At 59.7% G+C, this 26,758-nt stretch carries 30 protein-coding genes; 11 read left to right on the top strand and 19 right to left on the bottom strand.

Annotated elements, in window-relative coordinates; genetic code table 11:
- The first annotated feature begins 6 nt into the window (after window positions 1-6).
- From ACR0K4_RS09620 to yddG, 5 genes are all read left to right on the top strand, one after another.
- Window positions 7-840, top strand: coding sequence for an EAL domain-containing protein (locus ACR0K4_RS09620; RefSeq protein WP_480853785.1), 834 nt, complete (start codon window positions 7-9; stop codon window positions 838-840).
- A 182-nt stretch (window positions 841-1,022) separates the two neighbouring features.
- Entirely contained in the window at window positions 1,023-2,198 is a 1,176-nt protein-coding gene (locus ACR0K4_RS09615; RefSeq protein ID WP_480518242.1) for an acetyl-CoA C-acetyltransferase, read from the top strand.
- A 188-nt stretch (window positions 2,199-2,386) separates the two neighbouring features.
- A complete protein-coding gene (gene phbB, locus ACR0K4_RS09610; protein ID WP_480518240.1) occupies window positions 2,387-3,109 on the top strand; it encodes an acetoacetyl-CoA reductase in 723 nt (240 codons plus the stop codon).
- A 307-nt stretch (window positions 3,110-3,416) separates the two neighbouring features.
- Window positions 3,417-4,364, top strand: a complete 948-nt coding sequence (locus ACR0K4_RS09605) for a transcriptional regulator GcvA (protein WP_480518238.1) — start codon at window positions 3,417-3,419, stop codon at window positions 4,362-4,364.
- On the top strand, window positions 4,361-5,227 hold the full coding sequence (gene yddG / locus ACR0K4_RS09600) for an aromatic amino acid exporter YddG (RefSeq protein WP_480853784.1): 867 nt from the start codon (window positions 4,361-4,363) through the stop codon (window positions 5,225-5,227). Before ACR0K4_RS09605 ends, yddG begins: the two co-directional genes overlap by 4 nt.
- Here the strand turns inward: yddG and ACR0K4_RS09595 are convergent.
- The 3 genes from ACR0K4_RS09595 to ACR0K4_RS09585 form a co-directional block, all read right to left on the bottom strand.
- Entirely contained in the window at window positions 5,224-5,388 is a 165-nt protein-coding gene (locus tag ACR0K4_RS09595) for a YdcH family protein (RefSeq protein WP_480518234.1), read from the bottom strand. The two genes, yddG and ACR0K4_RS09595, sit on opposite strands and share 4 nt — an antisense overlap.
- 120 nt (window positions 5,389-5,508) lie before the next feature.
- Window positions 5,509-6,282: a tRNA1(Val) (adenine(37)-N6)-methyltransferase gene (locus tag ACR0K4_RS09590; RefSeq protein WP_480853783.1), complete on the bottom strand. Its 774-nt coding sequence runs from the start codon at window positions 6,280-6,282 to the stop codon at window positions 5,509-5,511.
- The gene (locus ACR0K4_RS09585) at window positions 6,279-6,494 is read right to left on the bottom strand and encodes a putative signal transducing protein (RefSeq protein ID WP_037316655.1); all 216 of its coding nucleotides are present in this window, start codon (window positions 6,492-6,494) and stop codon (window positions 6,279-6,281) included. Before ACR0K4_RS09585 ends, ACR0K4_RS09590 begins: the two co-directional genes overlap by 4 nt.
- Window positions 6,495-6,551: 57 nt before the next feature.
- Between ACR0K4_RS09585 and ACR0K4_RS09580 the strand changes: the two genes are divergently transcribed.
- Window positions 6,552-7,550 carry a polyprenyl synthetase family protein gene (locus ACR0K4_RS09580; RefSeq protein ID WP_480853781.1) on the top strand — a complete coding sequence of 333 codons (999 nt, stop codon included), beginning with the start codon at window positions 6,552-6,554 and terminating at the stop codon, window positions 7,548-7,550.
- Here ACR0K4_RS09580 and ACR0K4_RS09575 read toward each other — a convergent pair.
- From ACR0K4_RS09575 to soxR, 4 genes are all read right to left on the bottom strand, one after another.
- On the bottom strand, window positions 7,543-8,364 hold the full coding sequence (locus tag ACR0K4_RS09575; RefSeq protein WP_480853780.1) for a 4-(cytidine 5'-diphospho)-2-C-methyl-D-erythritol kinase: 822 nt from the start codon (window positions 8,362-8,364) through the stop codon (window positions 7,543-7,545). The two genes, ACR0K4_RS09580 and ACR0K4_RS09575, sit on opposite strands and share 8 nt — an antisense overlap.
- Entirely contained in the window at window positions 8,354-10,066 is a 1,713-nt protein-coding gene (locus ACR0K4_RS09570) for a tetratricopeptide repeat protein (RefSeq protein ID WP_480853779.1), read from the bottom strand. Before ACR0K4_RS09570 ends, ACR0K4_RS09575 begins: the two co-directional genes overlap by 11 nt.
- Window positions 10,067-10,170: 104 nt before the next feature.
- Entirely contained in the window at window positions 10,171-11,817 is a 1,647-nt protein-coding gene (locus tag ACR0K4_RS09565) for an electron transfer flavoprotein-ubiquinone oxidoreductase (protein WP_480853778.1), read from the bottom strand.
- 136 nt (window positions 11,818-11,953) lie between these two features.
- A complete protein-coding gene (soxR, locus tag ACR0K4_RS09560) occupies window positions 11,954-12,409 on the bottom strand; it encodes a redox-sensitive transcriptional activator SoxR (RefSeq protein WP_170712595.1) in 456 nt (151 codons plus the stop codon).
- An 87-nt stretch (window positions 12,410-12,496) separates the two neighbouring features.
- On the opposite strand from soxR, the gene ACR0K4_RS09555 reads away from it, so the two are divergent.
- The 3 genes from ACR0K4_RS09555 to ACR0K4_RS09545 all read left to right on the top strand — a co-directional run bounded on the left by ACR0K4_RS09555 (window position 12,497) and on the right by ACR0K4_RS09545 (window position 14,592).
- Window positions 12,497-12,877 carry a VOC family protein gene (locus tag ACR0K4_RS09555; RefSeq protein WP_480518220.1) on the top strand — a complete coding sequence of 127 codons (381 nt, stop codon included), beginning with the start codon at window positions 12,497-12,499 and terminating at the stop codon, window positions 12,875-12,877.
- 237 nt (window positions 12,878-13,114) lie between these two features.
- Entirely contained in the window at window positions 13,115-13,585 is a 471-nt protein-coding gene (gene greA / locus ACR0K4_RS09550; protein ID WP_480853777.1) for a transcription elongation factor GreA, read from the top strand.
- A gap of 14 nt (window positions 13,586-13,599) precedes the next feature.
- Window positions 13,600-14,592, top strand: coding sequence for a hypothetical protein (locus ACR0K4_RS09545; RefSeq protein ID WP_480518216.1), 993 nt, complete (start codon window positions 13,600-13,602; stop codon window positions 14,590-14,592).
- Here ACR0K4_RS09545 and ACR0K4_RS09540 read toward each other — a convergent pair.
- The 5 genes from ACR0K4_RS09540 to fdhD are packed head-to-tail and all read right to left on the bottom strand — an operon-like array spanning window position 14,589 to window position 19,176.
- The gene (locus ACR0K4_RS09540) at window positions 14,589-16,658 is read right to left on the bottom strand and encodes a molybdopterin-binding protein (protein ID WP_480853776.1); all 2,070 of its coding nucleotides are present in this window, start codon (window positions 16,656-16,658) and stop codon (window positions 14,589-14,591) included. The genes ACR0K4_RS09545 and ACR0K4_RS09540 overlap by 4 nt on opposite strands.
- Window positions 16,659-16,660: 2 nt before the next feature.
- Window positions 16,661-17,152: a molybdopterin-guanine dinucleotide biosynthesis protein B gene (gene mobB, locus ACR0K4_RS09535; RefSeq protein ID WP_480518212.1), complete on the bottom strand. Its 492-nt coding sequence runs from the start codon at window positions 17,150-17,152 to the stop codon at window positions 16,661-16,663.
- Window positions 17,149-17,799, bottom strand: a complete 651-nt coding sequence (gene mobA, locus ACR0K4_RS09530) for a molybdenum cofactor guanylyltransferase MobA (protein WP_480853775.1) — start codon at window positions 17,797-17,799, stop codon at window positions 17,149-17,151. Before mobA ends, mobB begins: the two co-directional genes overlap by 4 nt.
- 1 nt (window position 17,800) lies before the next feature.
- Entirely contained in the window at window positions 17,801-18,238 is a 438-nt protein-coding gene (locus ACR0K4_RS09525) for a hypothetical protein (RefSeq protein WP_480518208.1), read from the bottom strand.
- Entirely contained in the window at window positions 18,235-19,176 is a 942-nt protein-coding gene (gene fdhD, locus ACR0K4_RS09520) for a formate dehydrogenase accessory sulfurtransferase FdhD (protein WP_480518206.1), read from the bottom strand. Before fdhD ends, ACR0K4_RS09525 begins: the two co-directional genes overlap by 4 nt.
- On the opposite strand from fdhD, the gene ACR0K4_RS09515 reads away from it, so the two are divergent.
- Both ACR0K4_RS09515 and ACR0K4_RS09510 read left to right on the top strand, forming a co-directional pair.
- Window positions 19,175-19,885 (top strand): AzlC family ABC transporter permease, encoded by a 711-nt coding sequence (locus ACR0K4_RS09515; protein ID WP_480518204.1) that lies wholly within the window; start codon window positions 19,175-19,177, stop codon window positions 19,883-19,885. The genes fdhD and ACR0K4_RS09515 overlap by 2 nt on opposite strands.
- Window positions 19,882-20,214, top strand: a complete 333-nt coding sequence (locus ACR0K4_RS09510; protein ID WP_480853774.1) for an AzlD domain-containing protein — start codon at window positions 19,882-19,884, stop codon at window positions 20,212-20,214. The genes ACR0K4_RS09515 and ACR0K4_RS09510 overlap by 4 nt, the downstream gene beginning before the upstream one ends.
- Here ACR0K4_RS09510 and ACR0K4_RS09505 read toward each other — a convergent pair.
- The 7 genes from ACR0K4_RS09505 to ACR0K4_RS09475 all read right to left on the bottom strand — a co-directional run bounded on the left by ACR0K4_RS09505 (window position 20,203) and on the right by ACR0K4_RS09475 (window position 26,710).
- Window positions 20,203-20,835 carry a hypothetical protein gene (locus ACR0K4_RS09505; protein ID WP_480518201.1) on the bottom strand — a complete coding sequence of 211 codons (633 nt, stop codon included), beginning with the start codon at window positions 20,833-20,835 and terminating at the stop codon, window positions 20,203-20,205. The two genes, ACR0K4_RS09510 and ACR0K4_RS09505, sit on opposite strands and share 12 nt — an antisense overlap.
- A gap of 18 nt (window positions 20,836-20,853) precedes the next feature.
- Window positions 20,854-20,988, bottom strand: a complete 135-nt coding sequence (locus tag ACR0K4_RS09500; protein ID WP_480518199.1) for an aa3-type cytochrome c oxidase subunit IV — start codon at window positions 20,986-20,988, stop codon at window positions 20,854-20,856.
- Window positions 20,989-21,056: 68 nt separating this feature from the next.
- Window positions 21,057-21,617, bottom strand: coding sequence for a hypothetical protein (locus ACR0K4_RS09495; RefSeq protein ID WP_480853773.1), 561 nt, complete (start codon window positions 21,615-21,617; stop codon window positions 21,057-21,059).
- Complete coding sequence (locus ACR0K4_RS09490) at window positions 21,604-23,442, bottom strand: glycerophosphodiester phosphodiesterase family protein (protein WP_480853772.1); 1,839 nt, start codon at window positions 23,440-23,442, stop codon at window positions 21,604-21,606. The genes ACR0K4_RS09495 and ACR0K4_RS09490 overlap by 14 nt, the downstream gene beginning before the upstream one ends.
- 64 nt (window positions 23,443-23,506) lie before the next feature.
- On the bottom strand, window positions 23,507-23,956 hold the full coding sequence (locus ACR0K4_RS09485) for a DUF6173 family protein (protein WP_480518193.1): 450 nt from the start codon (window positions 23,954-23,956) through the stop codon (window positions 23,507-23,509).
- A 4-nt stretch (window positions 23,957-23,960) separates the two neighbouring features.
- Window positions 23,961-25,007, bottom strand: coding sequence for an MBL fold metallo-hydrolase (locus tag ACR0K4_RS09480; protein WP_480853927.1), 1,047 nt, complete (start codon window positions 25,005-25,007; stop codon window positions 23,961-23,963).
- Entirely contained in the window at window positions 25,007-26,710 is a 1,704-nt protein-coding gene (locus tag ACR0K4_RS09475; protein WP_480853771.1) for an acyl-CoA dehydrogenase family protein, read from the bottom strand. The genes ACR0K4_RS09480 and ACR0K4_RS09475 overlap by 1 nt, the downstream gene beginning before the upstream one ends.
- Window positions 26,711-26,758: the final 48 nt, after the last annotated feature.

Genomic DNA, 26,758 nt, shown 5'->3' with positions numbered 1-26,758 from the left:
GAAGCCATGGGGAACAAGAAACTGGCCGAATTGCCGGACGGCGCAGAAAGTCCGTTGAATGCGGCCGTCACCGCGCGTGACAGCGAGACAGTTCTGATGGCGACCGAGGCGGTGAAACACAAGCAATGTAAATTGGCCTTTCAACCCATTGTTCAGGCCAGGGCTCCGCGTTCCGTGGCGTTTTACGAAGGGTTTATTCGGGTCCTGGACGAAACCGGGCGCGTGATTCCTGCCCGCGATTTCATGCCTCAGGTCGAGAACACGCCGATTGGCCGGGAACTGGATTGCGTTGCCCTTGAAATGGGTCTGCGCACGCTGGCCCACAACCGTGACATCCGACTGTCCATCAATATGTCCGCCCGTTCGATCGGGTACGCACGGTGGTCACGGGTGTTGGAGCGGTTTTTGAAAAAGGATCCCGATGTCGGAGAGCGTTTGATTCTTGAGATATCGGAAAGCTCGGCGATGACCATCCCCGAACTGGTAATCGATTTCATGGATCGCTTACAACCGCGCGGCATCGCTTTTGCCCTGGATGACTTCGGGGCCAGCAACTTCAGCTTTCGCCATTTCCGCGAGTTTTTGTTCGATGCCGCTAAAATTGACGGACAGTTCGTCCGAGGTATCAGCGCAAATCCCGACAATCAGGCCCTTGTGCGTGCGCTCATCGCCGTCGCGCGTGAGTTTGAAATTCTGGTCACAGCCGAATCGGTCGAAACACAGGCGGACGCGGAATTCCTTGCCGCCAACGGTGTGGATTGCCTGCAAGGTTACCTCTTCGGCGCACCGTCTGTCTCAGCTCCGTGGCGGGCGGAAAAATCCAAGCAAACAGGTAGTTAACAGCGCAGCCACAATCGCAGTTTTGCCTGAGACAAGGTGACCGTTGCTGCACGTGCAGCATTACGTTATGTCATTATCAGCTTTAGCGAGGGATCATGTGGCGTTTATTTCGACAGGGGGCAGCCTCTGAAATATCGTTGCATTGTTTTTCCTTTGGCCCATGACGGTATAGGATTATCTAAATGACCAACGTAGTAATTGCATCCGCAGCACGCACAGGTGTCGGCAGCTTTGGCGGATCATTCGCAAATACACCCGCACACGACCTTGGCACCACCGTACTGGAGGCCGTTGTTGAACGCGCCGGGATCGATAAAGGCGAAGTCAGCGAAACCATTATGGGTCAGGTCCTGACTGCCGCCCAAGGACAAAACCCGGCGCGTCAGGCGCATATCAACGCCGGTCTGCCACAGGAAAGTGCAGCCTGGGGTATCAACCAGGTCTGCGGCTCGGGATTGCGGGCCGTCGCACTGGGCGCGCAGCACATCCAGTTGGGCGATGCTGAAATCGTTGCGGCCGGTGGTCAGGAAAACATGACCCTCTCGCCCCACGCCGCCGCCCTGCGCGCCGGTCAAAAGATGGGCGACATGAAGTATATCGACACGATGATCCGCGACGGTCTGTGGGATGCGTTCAACGGCTATCACATGGGTCAGACCGCTGAAAACGTCGCCGAGAAATGGCAGATCAGCCGCGACATGCAGGATGAATTTGCCGTCGCGTCGCAGAACAAGGCCGAAGCAGCCCAGAACGCGGGCAAATTCGCCGACGAAATCGTGCCTTTCACCATCAAGACCCGCAAGGGCGACATCGTGATGGACAAGGACGAGTACATCCGCCACGGCGCGACCATGGAGGCGATGGCCAAACTGCGCCCCGCCTTCACCAAGGATGGCTCGGTCACCGCTGCCAACGCCTCGGGCCTGAATGACGGCGCGGCAGCAACTCTGCTGATGTCGGCAGAGAATGCTGAAAAGCGCGGCATCGAGCCGCTGGCCCGCATCGCCTCTTATGCAACTGCCGGTCTGGATCCGTCGATCATGGGCGTCGGTCCGATCTATGCCTCGCGCAAGGCGCTGGAGAAAGCGGGCTGGTCGGTTGACGATCTGGATCTGGTTGAGGCCAACGAAGCCTTTGCCGCACAAGCCTGCGCGGTGAACAAAGACATGGGCTGGGATCCGTCGATCGTGAACGTCAATGGCGGCGCGATTGCCATCGGCCACCCGATTGGCGCATCCGGCTGCCGGGTTCTGAACACGCTGCTGTTCGAAATGAAACGCCGCGACGCCAAGAAGGGTCTGGCGACCCTGTGCATCGGCGGCGGCATGGGCGTTGCACTGTGCGTGGAGCGTGACTAAGGCCCCCGAAAACACCATAGCGAAGGGCGCCGCACCGGCGCCCTTTTTTGTTACGAATCTAATATATCTCGCAGATGCGACAATACCTTCAGAAACACAGGTTGAATTGCTCGCGAAATAATATTGCGCAGCACTCTTTCTCAGAGTAACAGCGTTATCAAGACGACGAAAACCAGAGGACATATATTATGGCACGTACAGCACTCGTAACCGGCGGTTCCCGCGGCATCGGCGCAGCAATTTCCAAGGCGCTGAAAGCCGAAGGATACAATGTTGCCGCCACCTATGCAGGCAACGATGAAGCCGCGGCGAAATTCAGCGAAGAGACCGGCATCAAGACCTACAAGTGGAACGTTGCCGATTACGGTGAATCCAAAGCAGGTATCGAAAAGGTCGAAGCCGAGGTTGGCCCCATCGACGTGGTTGTCGCCAATGCGGGCATCACCCGCGACGCGCCGTTCCACAAGATGACCCCGGAACAATGGCAGCAGGTGATCGACACCAACCTGACCGGCGTGTTCAACACCGTCCACCCGATCTGGCCCGGTATGCGCGAGCGAAAGTTCGGCCGTGTGATCGTCATCAGCTCGGTGAACGGTCAGAAAGGTCAGTTCGCGCAGGTCAATTATGCCGCGACCAAGGCGGGCGATCTGGGCATCGTGAAATCGCTGGCGCAGGAAGGCGCACGCGCCGGCATCACCGCCAACGCAGTCTGCCCCGGCTACATCGGAACCGAGATGGTGATGGCCGTTCCGGAAAAAGTACGCGAATCCATCATCGCTCAGATCCCTGCGGGCCGTCTGGGTGAGGCAGAAGAGATCGCGCGCTGCGTGACCTTCCTGGCCTCGGATGATTCTCAGTTCATCAACGGGTCGACCATTTCGGCCAACGGCGCGCAGTTCTTCTCGTAACCTGACGCCCTTTTTTGAACGAAAACGGGCCGGTCCGCGCAGGACCGGCCCTTCTTGTATCCCGTAAGACCGCGCGCGCTGCGGTCAGCGGGAACCGAACAACCACGACCAGATGCGGGCGACGGCCTTGCCGCGTTCCTGATGGGCGCGGTGGATGGCGCTTTGGATGGCGGGGTTGGTCGTCACTTCGATCATGGCGGGACCTCTTTCTATCAAGTTAATCTTGCCTTGGCTTCAACATGACCGTTATCTTCAAAGCGTACAAACGAGAGTTTTCACCGCTTCAGTTCAGAATAACTTAATCGAAATGCCGGACCGTCTGCCCCCTTTGACCGCTTTGCGCGCCTTCGACGCCGCTGCGCGACATATGTCGTTTGCCCGTGCCGCGGATGAGCTGAACGTGACCCCTGCCGCCCTGTCCTTTCAGATCAAATCGCTGGAGGAGCATCTGGGCCACCCCCTGTTCCGCCGCCTCAACCGCGCCGTGGAACTGACCGAGGCCGGGCGCACGCTGGCCCCCGGCACCGCCGACGGGTTTGCCGCGCTGCAGGCCGCGTGGCAGGCGACGCGGCGGCTGCAGGACGAAACCAGCCTGACCGTCACCGCAGGCCCTGCGCTAACCGCGAAATGGCTGGCGCCGCGTCTGTATGAGTTCGCGCGGGCCAATCCAGGGATCGACCTGAAATTCTCGGCCACGTTGCGCAACATGGACCTTGAACGCGATGATGTGGATGTGGCGATCCGGTTCGGCTATGGCCCCGATGAAGGGCTCTATTCCGTGCCCGTCCGCAAGGAGTGGTTGACGCCTGTGATGACGCCGGAACTGGCTGCGCAATTCCCGACGCCTGACTCGCTGCGCGAGGCCCCGCTGATTCATGACGATTCCATCAGTTTTCTGAAACCCCGCTGCGACTGGCCCGCGTGGTTCCGCGCAGTGGGGCTGGAGTTCACCCCGACTCACGGGGCGCATTTTTCCAATGCCGATCACGCGATTGATGCCGCTGTGGCCGGGGTGGGCGTCGTGCTGGGACGCCGCGCGATGATCTTGAAAGACCTGACCGAGGGGCGGCTGGTCGCCCCCTACAAGGTAGCGCTGGAAACCGCTGGGCGGTTCCGGTTCCTATGCTTGCAGGGGGCCGAAAAACGGCCCCAGATCGCAGCGTTCCGCGACTGGTTCATTACCGAGATTGAAAAGACCGCCCATATATCGGATGAGTTCGAGATTATCCCCGTCGAGGAAGTGACCACCGAATGAGCAAAATGAGCGCAACCGCGATCGGCTTTGTCGCCGTGTTGCTCTGGTCGTTGCTGGCCTTGTTCACGGTGGGCTCGGCCCCCACGCCGCCGCTGCTGTTGAATGCGATCTGCTTCACCATCGGGGGTACGTTGGGTCTGATCTGGGCGACTGCTTCGGGAAATCTGGGGCAGTTGCGCCAAATCGCCTGGACGACCTATCTGTTCGGGACAATTGGCCTTTTTGGATATCATGCGCTGTATTTTTCAGCCCTCCGCATGGCCCCTGCAGCCGAGGCCGGGCTGATCGCCTATCTCTGGCCCTTGCTGATCGTCCTGTTTTCCGGGCTGCTGCCCGGAGAACGCCTGAAACTGGGCCATCTGATCGGCGCGTGTCTTGGCTTTACCGGGGCGGCTGTGATCATCACCGGTGGCGGCAGTGCAGGGTTTCAAGCGCAGCATCTGCCCGGATACGGGCTGGCGTTGCTGTGTGCACTGACATGGTCAGGCTACTCGGTTCTGTCGCGGCGACTAGGTGATGTACCGACAAGTTCGGTTGCTGTGTTTTGTGTAGCGACGGCCATTGCCTCGTGGACGCTGCATTTCGCCGTGGAAGAAACTGTCTGGCCACAAGGCGCCTCCAGTTGGGCCTCAACCCTTGCTTTGGGGCTGGGGCCAGTCGGGTTGGCCTTTTATGTTTGGGATATCGGGGTCAAACGTGGAGATATCCAAATTTTGGGCACCGCCTCATACGCGGCCCCCTTGCTGTCGACGCTTGTGCTTGTGCTGGCCGGGATCGCCGCCCCGTCCTGGGGTCTGGCGATCGCGGCCTTGTTTGTCACCGGCGGTGCGGTCATCGCGGCCCGCGCCAGCCTGAAGAGTTAGGTCGACAGACGTTCGATCTCTTCTTTCAGCTTCAATTTCTGCTTTTTCAGCTGAGCAATATGGAGATCGTCGATACCGGGCGCGCGCTGAGCTTCTTCGACCTCGATCCCGAGGTTTTCATGCTTTTTCTTCAGCTCTGTCAGATGTGCGCTCACGCTCATGGCGATCCTCCTTCTTGGGTTGAGTATTTTACCTGAGAATTTGAGCACATCGTTTCAACCCTGTCACGCCGCAGACGCACAAAAACTGTCATAAATCCGACAATTTCGGCTGGTCATTGCCTACAGGCTGGAAAAACCGGGTAAGGCTGCACCATCACGCAAAGCTGCTGACACTTCTGGTGTGTAGCTTTCGCCGTCTTTTTTGTGACACTCGCCTTTGTGCAGGATCAGGGGCGCGTGCAGACGGAAACCTGCCCGCCCACCTTTGCGGGCGCGCAGAATCACCAATTCCGCCGCGCGACCCGGGCGCGCTGACAGCGGCAATATTTCCAACGAACCAAGCTTGTTTGCACATGCATTGATCATATCGGGCAAACGATCCGCTTTTTGGATCATATGAAGGTATCCGCGATGTGACAGCCGTTTTGCGGCGACGGCAATCCATTTATCCAAGGGCGTATCCTCTGCCAGGGCAATACGGCGGCCATCATCGCTGGCCGCGCTGTGTGCCCCCGGCTTGTAGTAGGGCGGGTTCGCGATAACGTGATCGAACTGTCGCTGACGCACGCCCTGCGGCAAATCGCTCAGATCGGCCACAATCACCTCAAGCATCAGGTCGTTCGCGGCCGCATTTCGGCGCGCCAGTTCGGCATAGGCAGGTTGCAGCTCGACACCGGAAAGCTGCAGTTCCGCAACCCGGCGCCCCAGACACAACACCGCTGCCCCTGCGCCGCAGCCAAGCTCCAGAACCGTTTCTCCGGGCCGGGCGGGAACGGATGCGGCCAATAAAACAGGGTCTACACCAGCGCGGTAGCCCGAAACGGGCTGCCACAGGGTCAGACGCCCACCTAGAAACGCATTGCACGTCAGGTCCTCGTCATCAAACGGCTTCATCGCCCCAGCGGGATCTCATTGTCGCGCATCACGCGTTCCGCGCGTGTCAGATCATCGGCCCTTACCATCAGACGGCGCGGGAAGATTCCGATGCCGCCTTCGAGGATGCTCATATTTACGTCCATCTGAAAGCAGTCTATATCCTCGCCTTCAAGAAGAGCGGATGCGAAAGCCAGAATTGTCGGATCGGTGCTGCGCAATAGTTCTTTCATGGGGATGGATGTAAGGGCAAGGTGAGGCAGAAGTCGAGCCTTGTATCAGGAAGTGTGATGAACATCGACACGATCTCGAAACCACATGAGCGACTGGCCGAAATGCTGGCCGCAGAGATGGATGCGGTCAATGCGCTGATTCGAACCCGCATGGCCTCGGACCATGCGCCACGTATTCCCGAGGTTACAGCGCATCTGGTTGAAGCAGGCGGCAAACGCCTGCGTCCGATGCTGACATTGGCAGCGGCACGACTGTTTGGCTATACGGGCGATCATCACGTCAGGCTGGCCGCAACCGTTGAATTCATCCACACAGCGACCTTACTCCATGATGACGTGGTCGATGAAAGCGGTCAGCGACGCGGGCGGCCCACGGCCAATCTGCTTTGGGACAACAAATCCAGTGTTCTGGTCGGTGACTATCTGTTCTCGCGCAGCTTTCAATTGATGGTTGAAACGGGGTCGCTTCGTGTGCTGGACATCCTTGCAAACGCCTCGGCCACGATTGCCGAAGGTGAGGTGCTGCAGATGACGGCTGCCACAGATCTCGGCACCAACGAGGCGATCTATCTGCAGGTTGTGCGCGGCAAGACAGCGGCGCTGTTTTCAGCAGCAACCGAAGTGGGTGGTGTGATCGCCGGCGCCTCTGATGCTCAGGTTCGCGCCTTGTTCGATTATGGTGATGCGCTGGGCGTTGCATTTCAGATCGCTGACGATCTGCTGGACTATCAAGGCGACAGCGCCGCCACCGGTAAGAACGTCGGTGATGATTTCCGCGAGCGCAAGCTGACCTTGCCGGTGATCAAGGCCGTCGCGCAGGCCAACCCCGAAGAACACGCGTTTTGGGAGCGCACGATTGGTCGGGGCCGTCAGGAAGACGGTGATCTGGATCATGCGTTGAACCTGATGGGCAAGTACGGAACGTTGGACGCCACCCGCGCGGATGCGTTCGGCTGGGCCGACAAGGCCAAAGCATCCCTGGATATCCTTCCCGACCACGAAGTGCGCACCCTGCTGCGCGATCTGGCCGACTACGTCGTCTCGCGGCTCAATTAAGCTGCGTCGCGCGACACCACCAATCGGGATATGCCGCGCCGATCTCATACGCGGCAAAATGTGCGGCCTTGAGGGTCGGATACAACGCAAAACAGGTTGAGCCTGACCCGGACATGCGCGTCAACAGCACGTCCCTGGTCTCTGCCAGCTCATCCAGCACACGCGCCACAGTCGGCGCAAGCGCGGTCGTTGGCGGCTCAAGGTCATTGCGCTGGTTCAGCAACCACGCAGCGCAATCCTGCGCATCCTCAAAGGCGGGGACGGTATCGGGCATGGGCGGGTTTTCACGGTTCTGCAGGGCGGAAAACACCGCCCCGGTCGGCACTTCGACACCCGGATTGACCAGCAGAGCGGGCAAGCGCGGCAACGCGACCGGGTCCAACCGATCTCCGATACCGCGCATTCGTGTGGCCCGAGCGGCCACGCAAACGGGCACGTCTGCCCCAAGCGACAGGGCAGCATCAGCCGAAACCTTTGTTCCTTTATCAGAGATCATGCGCAATGTGGCGGCGGCGTCGGAAGAGCCGCCGCCAATTCCGCCACCATGCGGCAGCAGTTTGTCGAGACCAATATGCCCGGTCCAGCCTGCCAATTCGGCGGCTTTCCAAACCAGATTTCGGTGATCTGACGGAACACCTTCGGCGTGCTCGCCCGAAATCGAGATAGACAGGCAAGACCCTGTTTGGAAGGTCAGAGTGTCACCAATGTCCGCGAACACCACCAGAGAATCCAACAGATGATATCCGTCATCCCGGCGGCCTGTGACATGAAGGGTCAGGTTGATCTTGGCGGGCGCAAAACCCTTAACCTTCATTGGCTACCTTCAAAGGTTCCGATCCTTCTTCCGCCAGAACCGCATCCAGCCCGACCTCGATCTTACGGCGGATGCGATCGGGATCAGCCTCTCCATTGGTATCTTCGGGGTCTATGAAAGACAGGGCGCGCTTCCACTGAAACTCGGCCTCGCGCCAACGCCCGACGGCCCAGTACACATCACCCAGATGGTCGTTGACGACCGGATCAACCGGCATCAGCTCGACCGCACGCTCCATATGCTCGACCGCCTCGTCATAACGGCCCAGACGGAACAGAACCCAGCCCAGACTGTCGACGATATAGCCACTGTCCGGGCGGGCCGCGACGGCGCGTTCGATCATATCAAGCGCCTCGTCCAGCTTTTCTTTCCGTTCGACCAGCGAGTAGCCAAGATAGTTCAGTACCTGAGGCTGATCCGGGTTCAGTTCCAGCGCGCGCCGGAAATCGGCCTCGGCCTGATCCCAGTTTTTCAGGCGTTCATGAGAAATGCCGCGCGCATAATGCAGGAACCAGTTTCCGCCGACCCCGTCCTCGGACAAGTTTATCGCCGCGTCATAAGACGCGACAGCAGCGGCGTAATCCTCTTGCTGGCGACGCAGATCGGCCAGCGCCACATGAACGCCCGGCAGATCAGGGCTTTGCGCGGCCAGCGTTTGCAGAACCTCGACTGCGGCGTCTTTCTTGCCAGACCGGTTCAGAACCTCGGCCCGACCCAGCTCGGCTGCGTGGTGATCGGTGCTGTCCGCGGGAACCTGCCGGTAAACCTCGACAGCCAGATCGAACTGTTCCAGCGCGTCCAGCAGTTCGGCACTCATGAGGATCGCGTCCACATGATCCGGGCGAAGGAATGTTGTGGCACGGGCATACAGCAAGACATAGTCCTGCGCAGCTTCGGACTGCAGCGCTTCGCCGACCGAAAAGAACACCTCGGCCATACCATCCTGCGCGGATCCGACATGTGTGAACGGCAAGGTCGCGCCTTCGGACAGGCGTGCGACATAGCTTTCGATCGTCGGGTCTCGACCGGCGACAAAGACATCATCCAGGAATTGCTGCGCGTCCGCGTTGCGATCCAGCTGTGACAGGATTTCCACCCGCGCCAGAGCCGCGCGGCGTGAAAACCGGCCTACCGCGTTGTTGTTGGCCGACAGAATGGCCTCGGCCCCTTCGAAATCACCAATCGATGCCAGCGCCATCGCCTTGTGATACAGCGCAAAATCCCTAAGCCCGTCTTGCGTGGAAACCGTGTCAAACTGCTCCATCGCCTTCGAGACCGCGCCCTGCCCCATATGGGCCCACGCAGTCATCAAGCCATCGACCAAAGGACCGACGCCCTGGGTTTCCAGGTCACGGGCCAGAAGTGCATCCAGATCACCATCCGAAACCAGCGAGGCCGCAATGACCATGCGCGCAGCCTGGCTTGGCAAACCGCGGTCTTCGATCTCTTCGGCGACCGGCAGCGCCCGCGCGACATCGCCAAGCGCCAGGCGGGCCACGACGACGCTTTCAAGCAATTTGGCATTTTCGGGATTCGCCCTTAGCGCCTGAGTGTAATACCGCTCGGCCGCCGGGTAATCGCTTGAATAAATCGCCTGACGCCCGGCCAGATAGGACCCCGCGCCGGTATCCGCCGCCAGCGGAAGCGCAAATGAAGAGCTGATGAGCACGGCCAGCGCCGCGCGACGAACCAGGGAAATCACCGATATCCTGCCTTGCTGTCGTTATCTTTGTGACAAGCTAGGGCTTTGGTGGGTCAGAGGCAATGCCAGAGCCTTCACGACGCTGCCATTGCCCGGGTTTTTGCTTACATGTTGGGATAGTTCGGCCCGTCACCACCCTGCGGTGTCGTCCAGGTGATGTTCTGGCTGGGATCCTTGATATCGCAGGTTTTGCAGTGGACGCAGTTCTGGAAGTTGATGACGAATCGCGGCCCGTTCTCATCCTCGACCATCTCGTAGACGCCCGCCGGGCAGTACCGCTGCGCCGGTTCGTCAAACTTGGGCAGGTTCACTTTGACCGGTATATCCGGGTCGCCCAATTTCAGGTGGCAAGGCTGACTTTCTTCGTGATTGGTCGCTGCGAAGGACACGTTGGTCAGACGGTCGAAGGACAGTACGCCATCGGGTTTTGGGTAGTCGATGGGCTGATGCTTACTGGCATCCTCAGTCGACTCAGCGTCGTTTTTGCCGTGACCAACCGTGCCAAAGAAAGAAAAGCCCAGCGTGTTGGTCCACATGTCCAGACCACCCAGCATCAGCGAGGCTGTCAGGCCCCACTTCGACCAGATCGGTTTCACGTTGCGCACCTTTTTCAGGTCAGCACCAATCGCGCCGTTGCGCACATCGGTTTCATAATCGGTCAGTTCGTCACCCGAACGGTCGGCCTTGATCGCGTCAAAGGCGGCTTCGGCCGCGGCTTTGCCCGACAGCATGGCGTTGTGGTTGCCCTTGATGCGCGGAACGTTGACCATGCCCGCCGAGCAGCCCAGCAGAGCCACGCCCGGCGCGACCAGCTTGGGCATCGACTGATAGCCGCCCTCGGTAATCGCGCGCGCGCCATACGCCACGCGCTTGCCGCCTTTCAGCAGATCGGCCACCATAGGATGGTGCTTGAAGCGCTGGAATTCCATGTAGGGATACAGGTGCGGGTTCTTGTAGTTCAGGTGAACCACGAAGCCGACATAGACCTGATTGTTTTCAAGGTGGTAGATAAACGACCCGCCACCTGCGTTGCTGCCCAAAGGCCAGCCCATGGTGTGCGTGACCGAGCCCTCTTTGTGCTTGGCCGGGTCGATCTCCCAGATCTCTTTCATGCCGATGCCGTATTTCTGCGGCTCTTTGCCAGCAGACAGGTCGTATTTGGCGATGACTTCCTTGGACAGCGAGCCACGCACGCCTTCCGACAGGAAGACGTATTTGCCGTGCAACTCCATGCCCGGTTCTGTGTTGGGGCCGTAGGAGCCGTCCGCTTCCAGACCGAACACGCCCGCAACAACCCCTTTGACCTCGCCGTTCTCGCCATACACCATCTCGGAACAGGCCATGCCGGGGAAGATTTCCACGCCCAGTTCCTCGGCCTGCTCGGCCATCCAGCGGCAGACATTGCCCATCGACACAATATAGTTGCCGTGGTTGTTCATTAGCGGCGGCATCGGGAAGTTTGGGATGCGGATCTGACCGGCCTCACCCAGCATATAGAAATTGTCTTCATGCACCGGCACGTTCAGCGGCGCGCCCTTGTCCTTCCAATCCGGGATCAGCGCGTCCAGCCCGCACGGGTCCAGCACCGCACCCGACAGGATATGCGCGCCCACTTCCGAGCCCTTCTCCAGAACCACGACATTCAGGTCGGCATCCAGCTGTTTCAGACGGATGGCCGCTGACAGGCCCGCAGGGCCAGCGCCCACGATCACCACGTCATATTCCATCGCTTCGCGTTCAATCTCGGCCATCGCGGGCTCCTTAGCTAACTTTCCGAATTGGCGCTTTCACTGCGTGGTCGGCGCAATATTGTTTCACGGCTGATTACATGGTCTGAAAGAGCTTGGTCAATCGAAACACGGCGTAACAATGCCGCTATTCGACACATCAGCCCTCTGGCGCATCACCCATCAGGTATCTGGGACCGCTACCATGGGATTTGGCCCGGTCATCGGGGTTGTAAAGTCGGCATTTGGGCAGGCTGAGGCACCCGCACCCGATGCAGCCATCCAGATTGTCGCGCAGCCGCATCAGCGTATCGATTCGCTGATCCAGATGCGCGCGCAGATTGACGCTGATCGCTTTCCAGTCCTGCGGCGTGGGGGTACGGTTGCCCGGCAGGCCGGACAGAACCTCGCGGATTTCCGGCAGGGTCAGACCAAACTGCTGGGCGATCATGACAAAGCTCAGCCGCCTGATGTCCGCCCGCTGATAGCGCCGCTGCCCGCCCGCATTGCGCCAGGGCGCGATCAGACCCTGCGCCTCGTAATACCGGATGGCCGACACCGCCAGCCCAGTGCGCCGGGCCAGCGCGCCGATTGCAAGCCCTTCGGAAACTGCCATGAGACCCTCGCAAATATTCCTTGACCTAAAGTTAGGTTTAGAAATTACGGTGAGTCGGGACAAGCCTCAATTCACAAAGGAGTTCCCATGATGGCGACGCTTGAACATACCAATTTCACCGTCCGCGACCCCAAAGCCTCGGCCGCGTGGATGGAAAAGGTCTTTGACTGGAAAACCCGCTGGGAAGGCCCGGCCATCGCGGGCGGCTATACCGTGCATGTCGGCGGGCCGCACACCTATCTGGCGCTGTACAACCCCGGCGACCCCAAGCCGCTGACCAACAGCAGCTATGACGTTGTCGGCGGGTTGAATCATGTCGGCGTGTTGGTCGAAGATCTAGATGCCACCGAGGCCAAGGTCAAAGAGGCCGGGTTCGAGCCGCATAATCACGCCGATTACGAGCCGGGCCGCCGGTTCTATTTCCGCGACGACAATGGCATCGAGTTCGAGGTGGTCCAGTATGATTGAACTGCTCTGGCTGGGGTCCGAGGCCCATCGCTGGCGGCGCGGCAACCTTCTGGGATCGCGCCACAGGCGAGAACCTCCACCACCGAAACGGCGCTAAGTTGCGGGTTGCGTCACAACACGCGCCTGCCCCCTTGCAATTCACGCCTCATTTGGGTCAGGTAAATGCCGACCCATCATTCGCCCCGACGCTGATTTCTGGCGGCGGGGCGACACAGTTTATGCGTGGACGACAAGACTATGGAAAAAATCCCCATGACGCCTGCGGGCAATGCCGCGCTTGCGGCAGAGCTGAAGAACCTCAAATCGGTCGAACGCCCGGCGATTATCGAAGCCATCGCCTCGGCCCGTGAACTGGGCGACCTGAAGGAAAACGCCGAATATCACTCGGCCCGCGAAAAGCAGGGCTTTATCGAAGGCCGCATCAAAGAGCTTGAGGGCATCCTGTCGCTGGCGGATGTGATCGACCCCGCCAAACTGTCCGGTGCGATCAAATTCGGGGCCAAGGTCACGCTGGTCGATGAAGACACTGACGAGGAAAAGACCTGGCAGATTGTGGGTGAATATGAGGCCAATATCGAAGCGGGCCTTCTGAACATCAAATCACCCATCGCCCGCGCCCTCATCGGCAAGGAAGAAGGCGACAGTGTCGAGGTGCGCACGCCCGGCGGCGTGCGGTCCTATGAAATTCTAAGTATCGAATACGCCTGATCGGAGCGTTTGGCATGTCGGATTCCACTCCGGAACCAGACTCGGAAAAACCGACCTCGCTGGGCATCTATGATCGCCCGGACAAGCAAGCTGTGACCGAGATCGAAATCGTGGCCGTTGTGCTCAGCGTGATCTGGCTGCTTGTCTCGGTGGTTTTTCTGGTCATTCCCGGCCAGACGCAGGGCGGCGGGCTGATTGTTACATTTCTGGCCGTGTTCATGCCCGTGGCCATGATCTGGGTTGCAGCCATCGCGATGCGAACCAGCAGGGTCATGCGCGAGGAAAGCGCCCGCTTGCAGACCGCCATCGACGCGATCCGGCATACATATGTCACCCAGCAACAGCGCGCAGCCAGTGCTTATGAACCCGCTGTGGGCAAAAAATTGGATGAAATCGCAAAATCGGCCAAAAAGACCGAAAGCGCACTGGCGACCTTTTCCTCGAACCGGACCGAGCCCGCGCGCGCGTCGGCACCGACCGGAACCGGGGCTCAGCCGTCACTTGAACTTGGAACCCCGGCCGAAGATATCGCGCCGCCCCTGCCGACCGATATCTTCATTCGCGCCCTCAACTTCCCCGAGACGCAGGATGATGCGGAAGGGTTCGACGCCCTGCGGCTGGCGCTAAAGGACCGCAAGGCGGCCAAGCTGGTGCAGGCCTCTCAGGACGTTCTGACCCTGCTCAGCCAGGAGGGGATATACATGGATGATCTGCGTCCAGATATGGCCCGGCCCGAGATCTGGCGTCAGTTCGCCCAGGGCGAGCGTGGCCGGGCTGTGGCTGCCCTGGGTGGAATTCGCGACCGGTCGTCACTGGCCCTGACGGCGGCCCGCATGAAACAGGATCCAATCTTCAAAGACGCGGCGCATCATTTCTTGCGGCAGTTCGACCACATGATCGTGGATTTCGAACCCGAGGCCAGCGACAGCGACCTTTCCGCATTGGGCGAGACGCGCACAGCGCGGGCTTTCATGCTGGTCGGTCGCGTCGCGGGTACGTTCGACTAAAGTCCGAAACTTCCATATGGGATGAATCGGACCATATCGCCCGGTTCTATATGGCGCGCGCCATCTTCGATCTCGACAAGACCTTCGGCCCAGCTGAGCCCGCTGATCCGGCCCGACCCTTCCGAGGCAAACACCTCGGCCCGGCCATCACGCATGCGGGCGCGCAGGTATTCGCGCCGCCCCGGTTTCTTGCGTTTTTCAAAGGCGGCGGGCAGATCAAACCCTTGTGGTGCCTGCCAGCCTTCGCCAGCCAAAAGACCCAAGGCCGGGCGGGCAAAAATGAGCGTACAGACAAGTGCGGCAACCGGGTTGCCCGGCAGACCGAACACAGGCTTACCTTGCCACATGCCCAGCGCCAGAGGCCGTCCGGGTTTCAGGGCGATCCGCCATTCCTGCATCGCGCCCGCCGCGCGCAACAGGGCTGAGACATGGTCTTCGTCCCCTGCAGATGCGCCACCGCTGGTCAGGATCACATCCGCCTTTTGCGCCGCCTGATCCAACCGGTCGCGCAGGGCGGCGCGATCATCCGGAACACGCCCCAGATCGACCGGCTGAAAGCCCATGCGACCGATCAGTGACAGCAACATCGGGCGGTTGGCATCGTATATCTGACCGGGCCCGGCACTGTCTCCCGGCTCTATCAGTTCGTCTCCGGTCGACAACACCGCCACGCGCAACGTTTCGCGCACCGGAACCTCGGAAACACCAATGGCTGACAGCAAAGCCAGATCGGGCGGTGTCAACCTGCGCCCGGCAGGCAATGCAAGCGCATCAGCGGCCACATCCTCGCCTGCGCGGCGCGTATTGGCCCCTTTCTTTAGGGGGCCGTTAAAGGCGATCTGCCCATCCTCAGCGGTCACATCTTCCTGCAGAATGACCGTATCGACCCCTTCGGGCAGCGCTGCGCCAGTAAGCACGCGAAGCGCGAATCCGGCGGGCACAAAGCCCTCGAACGGGATACCTGCCGCCGCGCGGCCATCCATCACTGGCATCAGATGCGGCCCGTCATGCACAGGCCCGGCGAAGCCATATCCATCCACAGCCGTGTTGGGTTGCGGCGGGTTGGACCGCCTGGCATGGATATCCTGCGCCAAGATCCGATCTGCCGCAAGCGCAACCGGAACCGTTTCAACCACAGTTACCGCCGTCAACCGATCCCGCAACAACGCCAATGCGTCATCTACGGGCGTCCAGTCCACGCCCGCAGGCAGGGCAAAGCAGTCATTGCGCAACGGGGGCGGAGAAATCTCTGACTTGTTCTGCATCACGCCAAATATCCACCCTTCTTCCTGCGCGCTGACATCCAGATAGGCGTTCAGGTCAGCCTTGGCCATCTTTGCCAGAGACACCGCCACCTGTTCAACCTGCCACGCATCTTTGATCTGCCCCTTCGGGGCTGTACCCAGATCGAGTGACGGCCAGATCTCGACAAAGGAGACCGGCGTCTCCAGCGGCTCGAACGGCCAGACCGAGACCTGACCGGGAAAGGCGCGGCGCAGTCTTGCCAGCACTGCGATGCCGGTCATGACCTGACCTCCGACCGCGCCTGCCCCGCCCATCTGCCAGCAAGTGAAACTGCCCCTGGCAGCGGGCAGGGTTTCGACCTCCCGGCGCTCTGGAAACGGGTTTTCGTAATCTGCTTTCGTCGAAGGCAAACCGTCAATGTCACGGCGCAGACCATTGAACCAGAACGGGCCCTTGCCACCGAACATCCGGTTGATTTCACCCGCCAGGTCAAAGCGGTTATTGGCTGCGGGACTATCCTCGATCCGTGCCTCGAACCAATCCCAAAGGGTCAGGGGATCGTCCGACCCGGTCAGCGCACGTGCGAATCCTTTCGGATAACCGAACGGAAAGTCGAACCCCAGACAAAGGCGTCGGCCCGCAGCCAGCTCATCCTCAATCAGATCCTGCAGCCAGCGTTCCGCGACCTGCCGGTTGCGCAGGTACTCGGGCCCGATCATGACGCCGGGACGCATGACACATCCCCAGATCGCATCCTTGCGCGGACGTATCCCCGTGTCATTTCCACCGGACCAGTCGACCATCGCAAAGGTGTCAAACATCCTTACAGGCCGGTTTCGCGCAGAATGAAATCCGCGATGGCGGCTGTGTCGTCCAGATCGAACACCGGGCGGTCCAACTGCAGCGGCGTATCACTGGCCACCGCCCGGATGGTGGCGTTGTCCGTGGCGATCAACGGATTGCCGGTTTCGGCTCGAAACGCTTCGATCTTTGGATGCGCCTCGCGTTTGAAGCCTTCGATCAGCACCAGATCAACCGGAGATAACCGAGCAAGCAGCGCGGCCAAAGACGGCTCGGGCGCACCGCGCAACTCCTGCATGATGGCAACCCGCTGGCCCGAGGCCAAAAGCACCTCGGACGCGCCGGCGATACGATGGCGATAGCTGTCTGTGCCCGGCTGATCGACGTCGACACCATGATGCGCGTGTTTGAGGGTTGAGACTGTTAGCCCACGACCAGCGATCTCGGTCACCAACCGCTCCATCAGGCCGGTTTTGCCCGCATTTTTCCAACCCGTGACGCCGTAAAGCCTCATGCCAGCTCCAACAGGTCTTCGGCGCGCGCCAGATCGTCCGGCGTGTTGACGTTAAAGAAAGGATCAAACGGCTCGGCCGAAAACAACGCCTCGCGCCCGTCATGTTGGTCCGTCCACAGGACCACCTTGCGCAACCCGTCATTCAGAGCCGCCCGCAAATCATCGCGCAGCGCAACGGGCCAGAGGCCAAAGGTCGGATGCCGATTGACCCGCTTGCCACCCCCTGATTTCAGCGCCTCATCCCCAGTGCGCGGTGTGGTGGCCAGCACCAACGGATGGGCTTGCCCCTTTGCTGCATCGGTCAATCGCACCACCAGATCGCGCGGAAAGAACGGCGTGTCTGCGGCGGCAGTGACAATGCTGTCCGCACCCTTCTCGGCGGCCCAGTCCAAACCCGCCAGCACTCCGGCCAAAGGGCCCGCGAAGCCTTCGATCGTATCGGGCAGGATCGGCAGGTTCAGGTCAGAGAACCGCGCAGGTTCGCCATTGGCGTTCAGCGCCAGCCCACCCACCTGAGGCGCGAGCCGGTCGATTACATGTGCCATCAGGCTCTGCCCGCCGATTTGCAGCAGCCCTTTGTCGCCGCCGCCCATCCGGGTCGCCAAGCCGCCTGCGAGGATCACTCCTAGTGGATTGGTCGTGGGCATGTCATCTCCATGGGACGGGTCTTAAAATTATCAGATAGAGCATGACGCTGATAATGGACAGATAAAGAAATTCGACGGCTAAAAAACTCAATCCAACAATACCCAGCCCAACAAAGATCATGCTTAGAAACCACCACAGACGGGCTGACCTGATTGCCGAAGAAGCGTCTTTCGGCGTTTCAGGAATTGGAGGTGCTCCCCAGATCAGAAGGCGAAAAAATAGTCTTGAACGCCTGCAGCTCTTTGAGACTCCCATTGGAACAGGCATGGGGTTTTCTGCTGGAAAGTCATAATTTCGAAGCTCGATTATGTGTTTGGCATACATAAGCTGAAGATACTGACTGAGCCCATTCCAAACCTTCCAAAATACCAACAAACAAAAGAAACCTGAACCAATCCACGTAAAAGCAGCAATCACGATCCACCACGGGTCAATCAATGTTTGGCACTCTTACGTCGATGTTTCTTGTCCTCAACCGCCACACTGTCCGGGTCAATATCGCGCAGCAGACGGTCCTCGCCGGACAGGCAAACAAACCGTTGACCACGCATTCGGCCAATTAGAGTCAGACCGACCTCACGCGCGATCTCGACGCCCCAGGCGGTGAAACCCGACCGCGACGCCAGCACCGGAATACCCATCATGGCTGTCTTGATCACCATCTCGGATGTCAACCGCCCGGTGGTGTAAAGGATTTTGTCCTCTGCCCTTTCACCCTCGGACAGCATCCAGCCTGCGATCTTGTCGACTGCGTTGTGGCGGCCCACGTCCTCCATATAAACCAGCGGTCGGTTTTTGCGGCACAGTACCGTGCCGTGGATGGCCCCTGCCTCAAGGTACAGCGACGGCGTCCGGTTGATCTTGGCCGCAAGGTCATAGAGCCACGAAGTCCGTACCTGCACCTGCGGCAGGCGCACATTCTCAAGACCCTCCATCATGTCACCAAACACCGTGCCCACGGCGCAGCCGCTGGTGCGGGTCTTTTTCTTTAACTTGTCTTCGTAGGAGGTTTCGCGTTCGGTACGCACGACAACGGTTTCAAGATCGTCGTCATAATCGACACGCGTGATCTGGTCATCCGCCAGCAACATCCCCTGATTGCGCAGGAACCCCAGCGCCAGATATTCAGGATAATCGCCGATGGTCATCGCGGTCACGATCTCCTGAGAATTGAGGAAAATCGTCAGCGGACGCTCTTCGACCACCGAGATCTGGCTGACCTCTCCATTCTGGTCGACGCCCTCAACTGCGCGGGTCAAACGCACTGCGCCCGGATCAGGAGCGATGATGTAGTCCGAAAGGTTCAGTTCCGTGGCCAATTGCAACCCTTTCCCAAGACCGCTACTGCTGCGGGCAACACCATAGGATCTAGACATGGCAGACACCACATCCAAGTCATACTTCTGGAAGGGTTTTCGCGACGGGACGCCTTTTGTCGTTGTCGCTGTTCCTTTTGGTCTGCTGTTCGGCGTCTTCGCCACCGAGGCCGGGCTGAATGTAGCCCAGACCATCGCCTTTTCTGCCACGGTCTTTGCGGGTGCTGCGCAATTTACCGCGTTGCAATTGCTGCAGGATAACACGCCGACCGCCATTGTGCTGGTTTCGGCGTTGGCCGTTAATTTGCGCGTGGCGATGTATTCTGCCTCGCTGACACCTTACCTTGGGGCCGCGCCGCTATGGCAGAGGGCTTGTGCCGCGTATTTGATCGTGGATCAATCTTACGCCTGCTCGATCGTTCAGTTCGAAAAAGAACGGAAGATGACAGTTCCGCAGCGGATGGCCTATTTCTTTGGTGCAATCACCCCGCTTACGCCGACATGGATGCTTGCCACCTATATCGGCGCGGTGCTGGGTGCGCAGATCCCGGAAAGCTGGGCGCTGGATTTTGCACTGCCGATCACATTTCTGGCCATGATCGGCCCGATGATGCGGACGCTCGCGCATGTGGTCGCGGCCTTTGTCGCCATCAGCGTCGCGCTGCTGACCGTGGCCGTCCCGTTCAATCTCGGCCTGCTGATCGCCGGAGCGGCAGGTATGATCGCAGGGGCGCAGGCGGAGTTGATGATGGAGCGCAGAAAACCATGACGCAGATCGACCCCATCACTTTGTGGATCGTCATCGCGGGGCTTGCGCTCGGCAGCTATGCCCTGCGCTTTACCTTTATTGGTCTGGTCGGTGACCGTCCGATGCCCCCGTGGCTGCTGCGGCATTTGCGTTACACGGCGGTGGCTATCATCCCGGCCCTCATCGCGCCTCTGGTCGTCTGGCCGACGGCCACCGACGGGCAACCTGATACCCCACGGATGGTCGCGGCTGCCGTGGCGCTGGCGGTCGGAGTGACAACAAAAAACGTGATCGCCGCGATTCTCACCGGGGCAGCGACGCTTTACGGGCTCCTGTTCTTATTGGGTTGAGACCGTTTCCAGCTGATTCAGACGCGCATTGTTGGCCGCCAGACCCTTCTGAAGGTCGGCATCGTCATTCTCGCGGTATTCAGTCGTGACAACACCCGGTAACTGGCCAAACTGATCGGACAGCTTGACCGGGTAGAATGTCACGTCAATCTCTTCAAAGCCCGGCACCTGACGCAGGATGCCGGCAGTCGAATTTGCGCAGAACGCACTGGCCACCGGGCCGGATTGTTTGGCCAGCTGCAGCGCGATCTCGGCCTGCTGCGGCGTCACCTCGATGGTCTGGATGCGGGCATAGTGGGTCTCGCGCGCGTGGCTGCTGCGATAGGCGCGTTCCACATTTGGCGTGATCCCATACAGAACATCATCCCGGATTGGCACGACATCCGCCCGGAATGAGCCTGCGGGGTCAAAGATCACCCGTTCGCTGCCACTGATCATCAGCGAAGTGTGCGCGCCCGATCCGGTGCGGGTGTTGATCATCGTGTACAGCGTCAGGGTCGATGGCCCCGGGTCACGATAGGACCGGGCCACGATCTCGGCCTGATCAGATTGAGGGCGCTGTGACCCGGTGCAGCCCGCCACCAGTACGGCCAGCAGGCAAGCAATGACAATCCTGAACACGGGTGAACCTCGTCCGTTTTAAGACGCGAACACCGCCAGGAAGACGCAGAGGAAGAAGATCGCCACCACGCACCACGTGGTGAATTTGACGAACCCGTCAAAGGTTTTGGTTTGAACGGTGATGTCCATCTCGCCGTGCTTGTGTTCAGCCATGTGTCACAGATTCCCAATTCGCGTGTTTGAGATGTTGGATAATCGAAATTCGCAGGCCTGTCACCACGTCATTCGCGCGCAGGTGGCGTCGTGGCAAAGACCGAACAGCCCGGATAGCCGAACCCCCATCGCCAGGGCAATCCGCTGCATGGGCCACCCCCGAATCGAACTGCCATATACATCGCCTCGGCCGTGATAGAATGGACGGACCGGATTTGTTCGGGCGTCATGTCATAACGCACGGCGTATTCGTCGGCATGAGTCTTGCCATGGTCCTTAACGCAAGACCGCAGCGCATCGTCCGCCGCCAGACGGGCGTCGAAACTGTCGTCGGGTTGATGCGCGCCACCTGCATTGTGATAGGCCTGGTCGTGTGTCACGCAGCAATATTCCCAAGGCGGATGCGCCTCATACAAATCCGCCAGCTTCGGGAACGTTTCCGCCACCAGACGCCAGCTGGACGACAACCCGCCCGAACACCCGTCGGTTTCAAACGGCGCAAGCTCGGCCCCTGTGCTTTGCGCCACAAGCGCCCGGTGTGCGGGCAGTTCCACCACACGCATAACCTCTTGCGCGGTGGCGGGCACAGCAAGCCAAACTATGGCAAGAGACAGGTTAAGGGCTCGCATCGCGCATTTCCTTAGGGTCCATGGACATGCCGAACCGGGTCGCCAGCCATAACAACAGTCGTTCCGCAGGCCCCATCTGAGCGCGGACCCGCAGCACTTCGTTGGCCATTGCCGGGCGGTCCGTGATCAGCCCGTCGACGCCCATCGACGCCATGGCGGACATCTGCAGCGGGTCATTCACCGTCCAGACATAGATATCCTTGCCCGCCGCCTGAATTGAGCGCACCAACCCCGGTGACGCCATCGCAGCGTTGACGGCCACAAAATCGCCTTCCAACCCCGACAAATCCCCAACTGCCGTCGCCGCCAAAACACCTGCCCGCCATTCCGGGCGCAGCTTTTTCATCTTCTGCACCGCCGGGTATTTCAGCGACATCGTCGCGATGTCGTCCTGCATTTCAAACTCTTCGACCAGCTCGGCGACGCGGTTTTCCAGATCGATGTCATGGCCATAATATTTCAGCTCGATGATAACCTTGGAACGTCCCTTGGCCGCCGCCAAAACCTCACGCAGTGTGGGCGTACGCTGATCGGCATATTCCGGATCGAACCAGCTGCCGATATCGATCTCGGCCACATCCGCCATGGTGGCGTCCCAAACTTTCAGCGGCACACCTGCCAGCTTCATGAAATCACTATCATGGGCCACGATCACTACGTCATCCGCTGACTCCTGCACATCGATTTCAACCCAATCTGCGCCATCTTCCATCGCTTTCAGGATCGCAGCCATGGTGTTTTCCGGCCGCAATGCGGCAGCGCCACGATGGCCGATCACTTCGGCCCGGTCCGGCGCCTGCACCCGCTGCAACATGTGCTGCCCAACCCAGAGCCCGATCAGTACGGCAACAGCCGTAACCCCTACGGTCAGGAAAAGAGGCATCCGCAGCGATCCGGGCTCGGGATGCGCAGGCTCTGCGGTTTGAATATCGAAGAAACCGTCCAGCAATACCGCCAGCGCGCCCAGTGCGACTGCTGCCAGAACCAGCCCCCCCAAAGACCAGAGCGCCGCGACACCCAGGCTGTAGATCAACGCCAGACGCAGATGCGTCGCCCCCTGCAACGGAACCAGATCGAACAAAAGCCCTGCAGCCGCGGCGAGCAACGTGGCAATCGCGAGCCGCATGGCCAGCCAAAGCCCCAGCTGGATCTTGAGGTGCCCGCGTTTGCCCTCCATCCGTTGCGCGCTGATACTGAACGCATGCGCGGGGTGGACGGTTTCAAACAGCACCAGATGCAGCGACAACGCCCAGGCCGACAATTGCCGGATCAACACCCAGGCCATCACCAGAAGCACCGCACCGATCAGCGCGACAGCGACCCAGAATGACGGTGGGTGGAAGGTCAGGTAATAGTTGATGTCATACTCGGTCAGTGTCCACCACGCGATCACAGCGCTGACGACGGCGAAGGGCAGGATCAGGAGCAAAACGCGCAGCACAAAACGCGCCGCAAAGCCGAACAGAGCGGGCAAGCGAGATAAGATCAGGCCGATCGCCGCACTTCCGGCGCGCCAGGGATCGCTCTCGCCCATACGCAAAGATCCGGCCATGACCGAAAACACAAAGACTTCGGCCAGGAGAAAAATACTGAGGGTCGTTATTGCGGCGATGAACCCGACAGGCGACAGGATGAAGGCTGCGATGTCCTGATCCGTCAAAGCAGTCTGATCGGACAATGACACCGCAAGGTTCACGGTGATCGCCACACCGGGCGCGATCAGCGCAATCAGCAGGAACCGAACGGCAACGTAGATGGGCACAAAAACGCGGCGACGGATCCAAGCGCCCCGGTATGCGTTTGTAACGGCAGAAAAAACGGTCACATCGTGCCCCCTTGAATGATCAATTCATTCAAGGCCGTGAAATTCGGAATTGCAAGTCAGGTCATCAGCTTTCTTCCAGATCAGCCGCCAATCGGAACCCGATGCGGTTGGCTGGTTTATCCTCGACCGTTTTGGGCAATGCCCGCAACATCACGTTCAGCTGGCTGACATGCTGAACCAGCTGTGTCCGCGCACCCGTCGCATCCGATCCGAAGAAGGTGATTACATCCGGATCGAAATAGCCCATCCCTTCGATCCGCATCACACCGGCATCACCGCCGGTGAAGCCCATGGCAACCTCTTGATCACCATCCAGAGTTTTTTCAAAGTTCTGGATGTAGAGGATCAAACGTTCATAAGCCCATTGTGCCGGGCTTTTGGATTCGACCGGCTGTTGCAGTGCGCCCGGCAGCTCTTTGTTGCCGGATTGCGTTTCGGGGTTTGCGTGAACCTCGTAGCATCGCGGCAGCGCTGCTGATTCAGCGGCTTCGGCCGAGGTTTCGATCTTGTCCATGGCTTTACCCTTTGCGTTGAAACGCCCACGCCCCGTCCGCGCGCCGCGTCCGGGTGACAACACCAATGTGGTAAAGGTGGTTCAGATGTGCAACCGCCTCGACCAGCGCCAGGCCATATTCGCCCTCGCCGATCTGGCGTTTGAACAGAGGGGCAAAGCAGTCTGCTGCGGTCTTCGGGACATCCAGAAAGTCGCGCAGACGATCCAGCGCACCGTGATGATTCTCGATCAACTGTTTCATGCGCAGAGGCAGGCCGGTGAAGGGGAGTTTGTGTCCGCCCAGCGCCAGATGCTCTGGCCGAGCCAGCCCTTGCAGGCGTTCACAGGCTTCCAGCCATTCCGCAACCGGATCTGCCATGGGTTCGGTGACGTAGACGCCAAGATTGGGACTGATCGAACTTAGAATCTGGTCGCCGGTCAGCACCAGATGATCATCGCGGCTCCAGAATGTCGCGTGCTCGGGCGCGTGACCATTGCCGATATGCACATCCCAATCGCGTCCGCCCATACGGAGCACGCTGCCTTGTTTGATCCGGGTAAAGCCCAACGGCATCGGATAGACCATGTCGGCAAAATTGAAAGGCCGCTCGGACTGGCGCTTGGCCAGGACTTCGGGGGCCATCCCGGCGCTACGGTAATAACCCAGCGTTTCCTGCGGCCAGGTGTCCTGCACATCCAGTGTCAGCATCCGTGCAAACAACCAGGCAGTCCGGGTTGTGATCAACTCGGCCCCGTGTTCGGACTGGAACCAACCTGCATTGCCAACATGATCGGGGTGATGGTGAGTAACCACAACACGCGACACAGGTTTGCCCGCCAAGGGCCCCGCCATCAGCGTTTCCCAGATCGCACGAGTCTTTTTTGATGAAAATCCGGTGTCTATTACCGTCCAGCCGTCGCCATCCTCCAGCGCATAGACATTGACATGATCCAGCGCCATGGGCAGCGGCAGGCGCATCCACAGTACGCCGTCGGCGATTTCGATCGCCTCGCCCGGTGCCGGAGGTTCAGGCCACGGGTAACGGATCGTCAGAGATGCGTCGCCATCCATCACGCGACAAGCTCATCAGGGCTGAGGGCATAAATATCCTCGGCCCCGTTCTGCGCCTGAACCAGCAATCCGGAATATTCCGGCAGCAATGCGTTGATGTAGTACCGCGCCAGCTTGAATCGGGCACCCTCGGGTTCGACCAGCGCCGCTTTGAGGTGATAGTGAGCACCCAAAACCCGGGCGAAGGCTTTCAGATATGGCACTGCTCCCGCGAAACGCGTGTTCATGTCAGATTGCGACACAAGCCATTCCGTGACCTCGCGCAGGCTTTCGGTTGCTTCCCACACGGGACCGGCCAGTTCCGGCATGGTTGCCCGGGCCTGTTCGGCGTGGTCCTCGATTTCATCCAAAAGGTTCGAGGCCGCCTCGCCCCCATCCATCATCTTGCGCGCCACCAGATCCATGGCTTGAATGCCGTTGGTGCCTTCATAAATCGCCGTCACACGCACATCGCGATAATACTGCGCAGCACCGGTTTCCTCGATAAAGCCCATGCCGCCATGGACCTGAACGCCCTCTTCCGAGACGCGCATTCCGGTTTGCGTGCCAAAGACCTTCCCAATCGGCGTCAGAAGCGCCGCACGCGCCACCCATTCAGGATCACCCGTCGCATCAGCCATGTCGATCGCCGCCGCATTGGCCAGCATGATGGCGCGTGCCGCAAAGGTGTCAGCGCGCATTCCCATCAGCATCCGACGCACATCGGCATGATCGATGATGGTGCCCGAAGGCGTCTTGCCCTGCTTGCGCTCCTGCGCATAGGCAAGCGCGTGCTGATAGGCCCCTTCGGCGGCCCCGACGCCTTGCCCCCCCACGCCAAGACGTGCATTGTTCATCATGGTGAACATCGCCGCCATACCGCCGTGTTCTTCCCCGACAAGCCAGCCCCTGGCGCCATCGTACTGCATGACGCAGGTCGGCGATCCGTGCAGGCCCATCTTGTGTTCAAGCGAAACCACTTTCAGATCATTGGCCACACCGGGGTTGCCATGTTCATCCGGCAGGTATTTGGGCACCAGAAACAGCGAAATACCCTTGGTGCCGGGAACGCCATCGGGCAGCCGGGCCAGAACCAGATGGCAGACATTTTCGGTAAAATCGTTATCGCCCCAGGAAATATAGATCTTCTGACCGGAAACAGCATAGGTGCCATCACCGTTTGGTTCTGCCTTCGAGGTCAGCGCACCCACATCCGACCCGGCCTGTGGTTCAGTCAGGTTCATCGTGCCCGACCACTCACCCGCCATCATCTTGGGCAGATAGAGCGCTTTCAGCTCATCGCTTGCATGATGCTCCAGCGCTTCGATCTGACCCTGAGACATCAGCGGGGCCAGTTGCAGGGACAGGCAGGCGGCGCTCATCATCTCATTGACGGCGGTGGTCAGGGTCATCGGAAGACCCATGCCACCATATTCGGGATCACCGCTCATCGCGATCCAACCGCCTTCGGCAATCGCTTTCCAACCTTCGGCATATCCCGGAGAGGTCCTGAGAACGCCATTTTCAAGCCGCGCGGGTTCAAGATCGCCGGGACGCTGTAGCGGGGCCATCACCTCTTCGCACATCTTGCCCGCTTCGGTCAGGATCGCGCTGACCACATCCGCGCTTGCCTCCGAGAATTTTTCCGTGGCGGCGATCCGGTCAAAGTCGACGGCGTGGCGGAACAGAAATTCATAATCGGTGATAGGCGCGCGATAGGGCATGATTTTCCTTAAGGCTGTCTTGGTCAGCGGGCGCGGGCAGGGTTGGAT

It is taken from the genome of Ruegeria sp. K11, from assembly GCF_056531905.1.
This window is presented reverse-complemented; position numbering and strand designations above follow the sequence as displayed.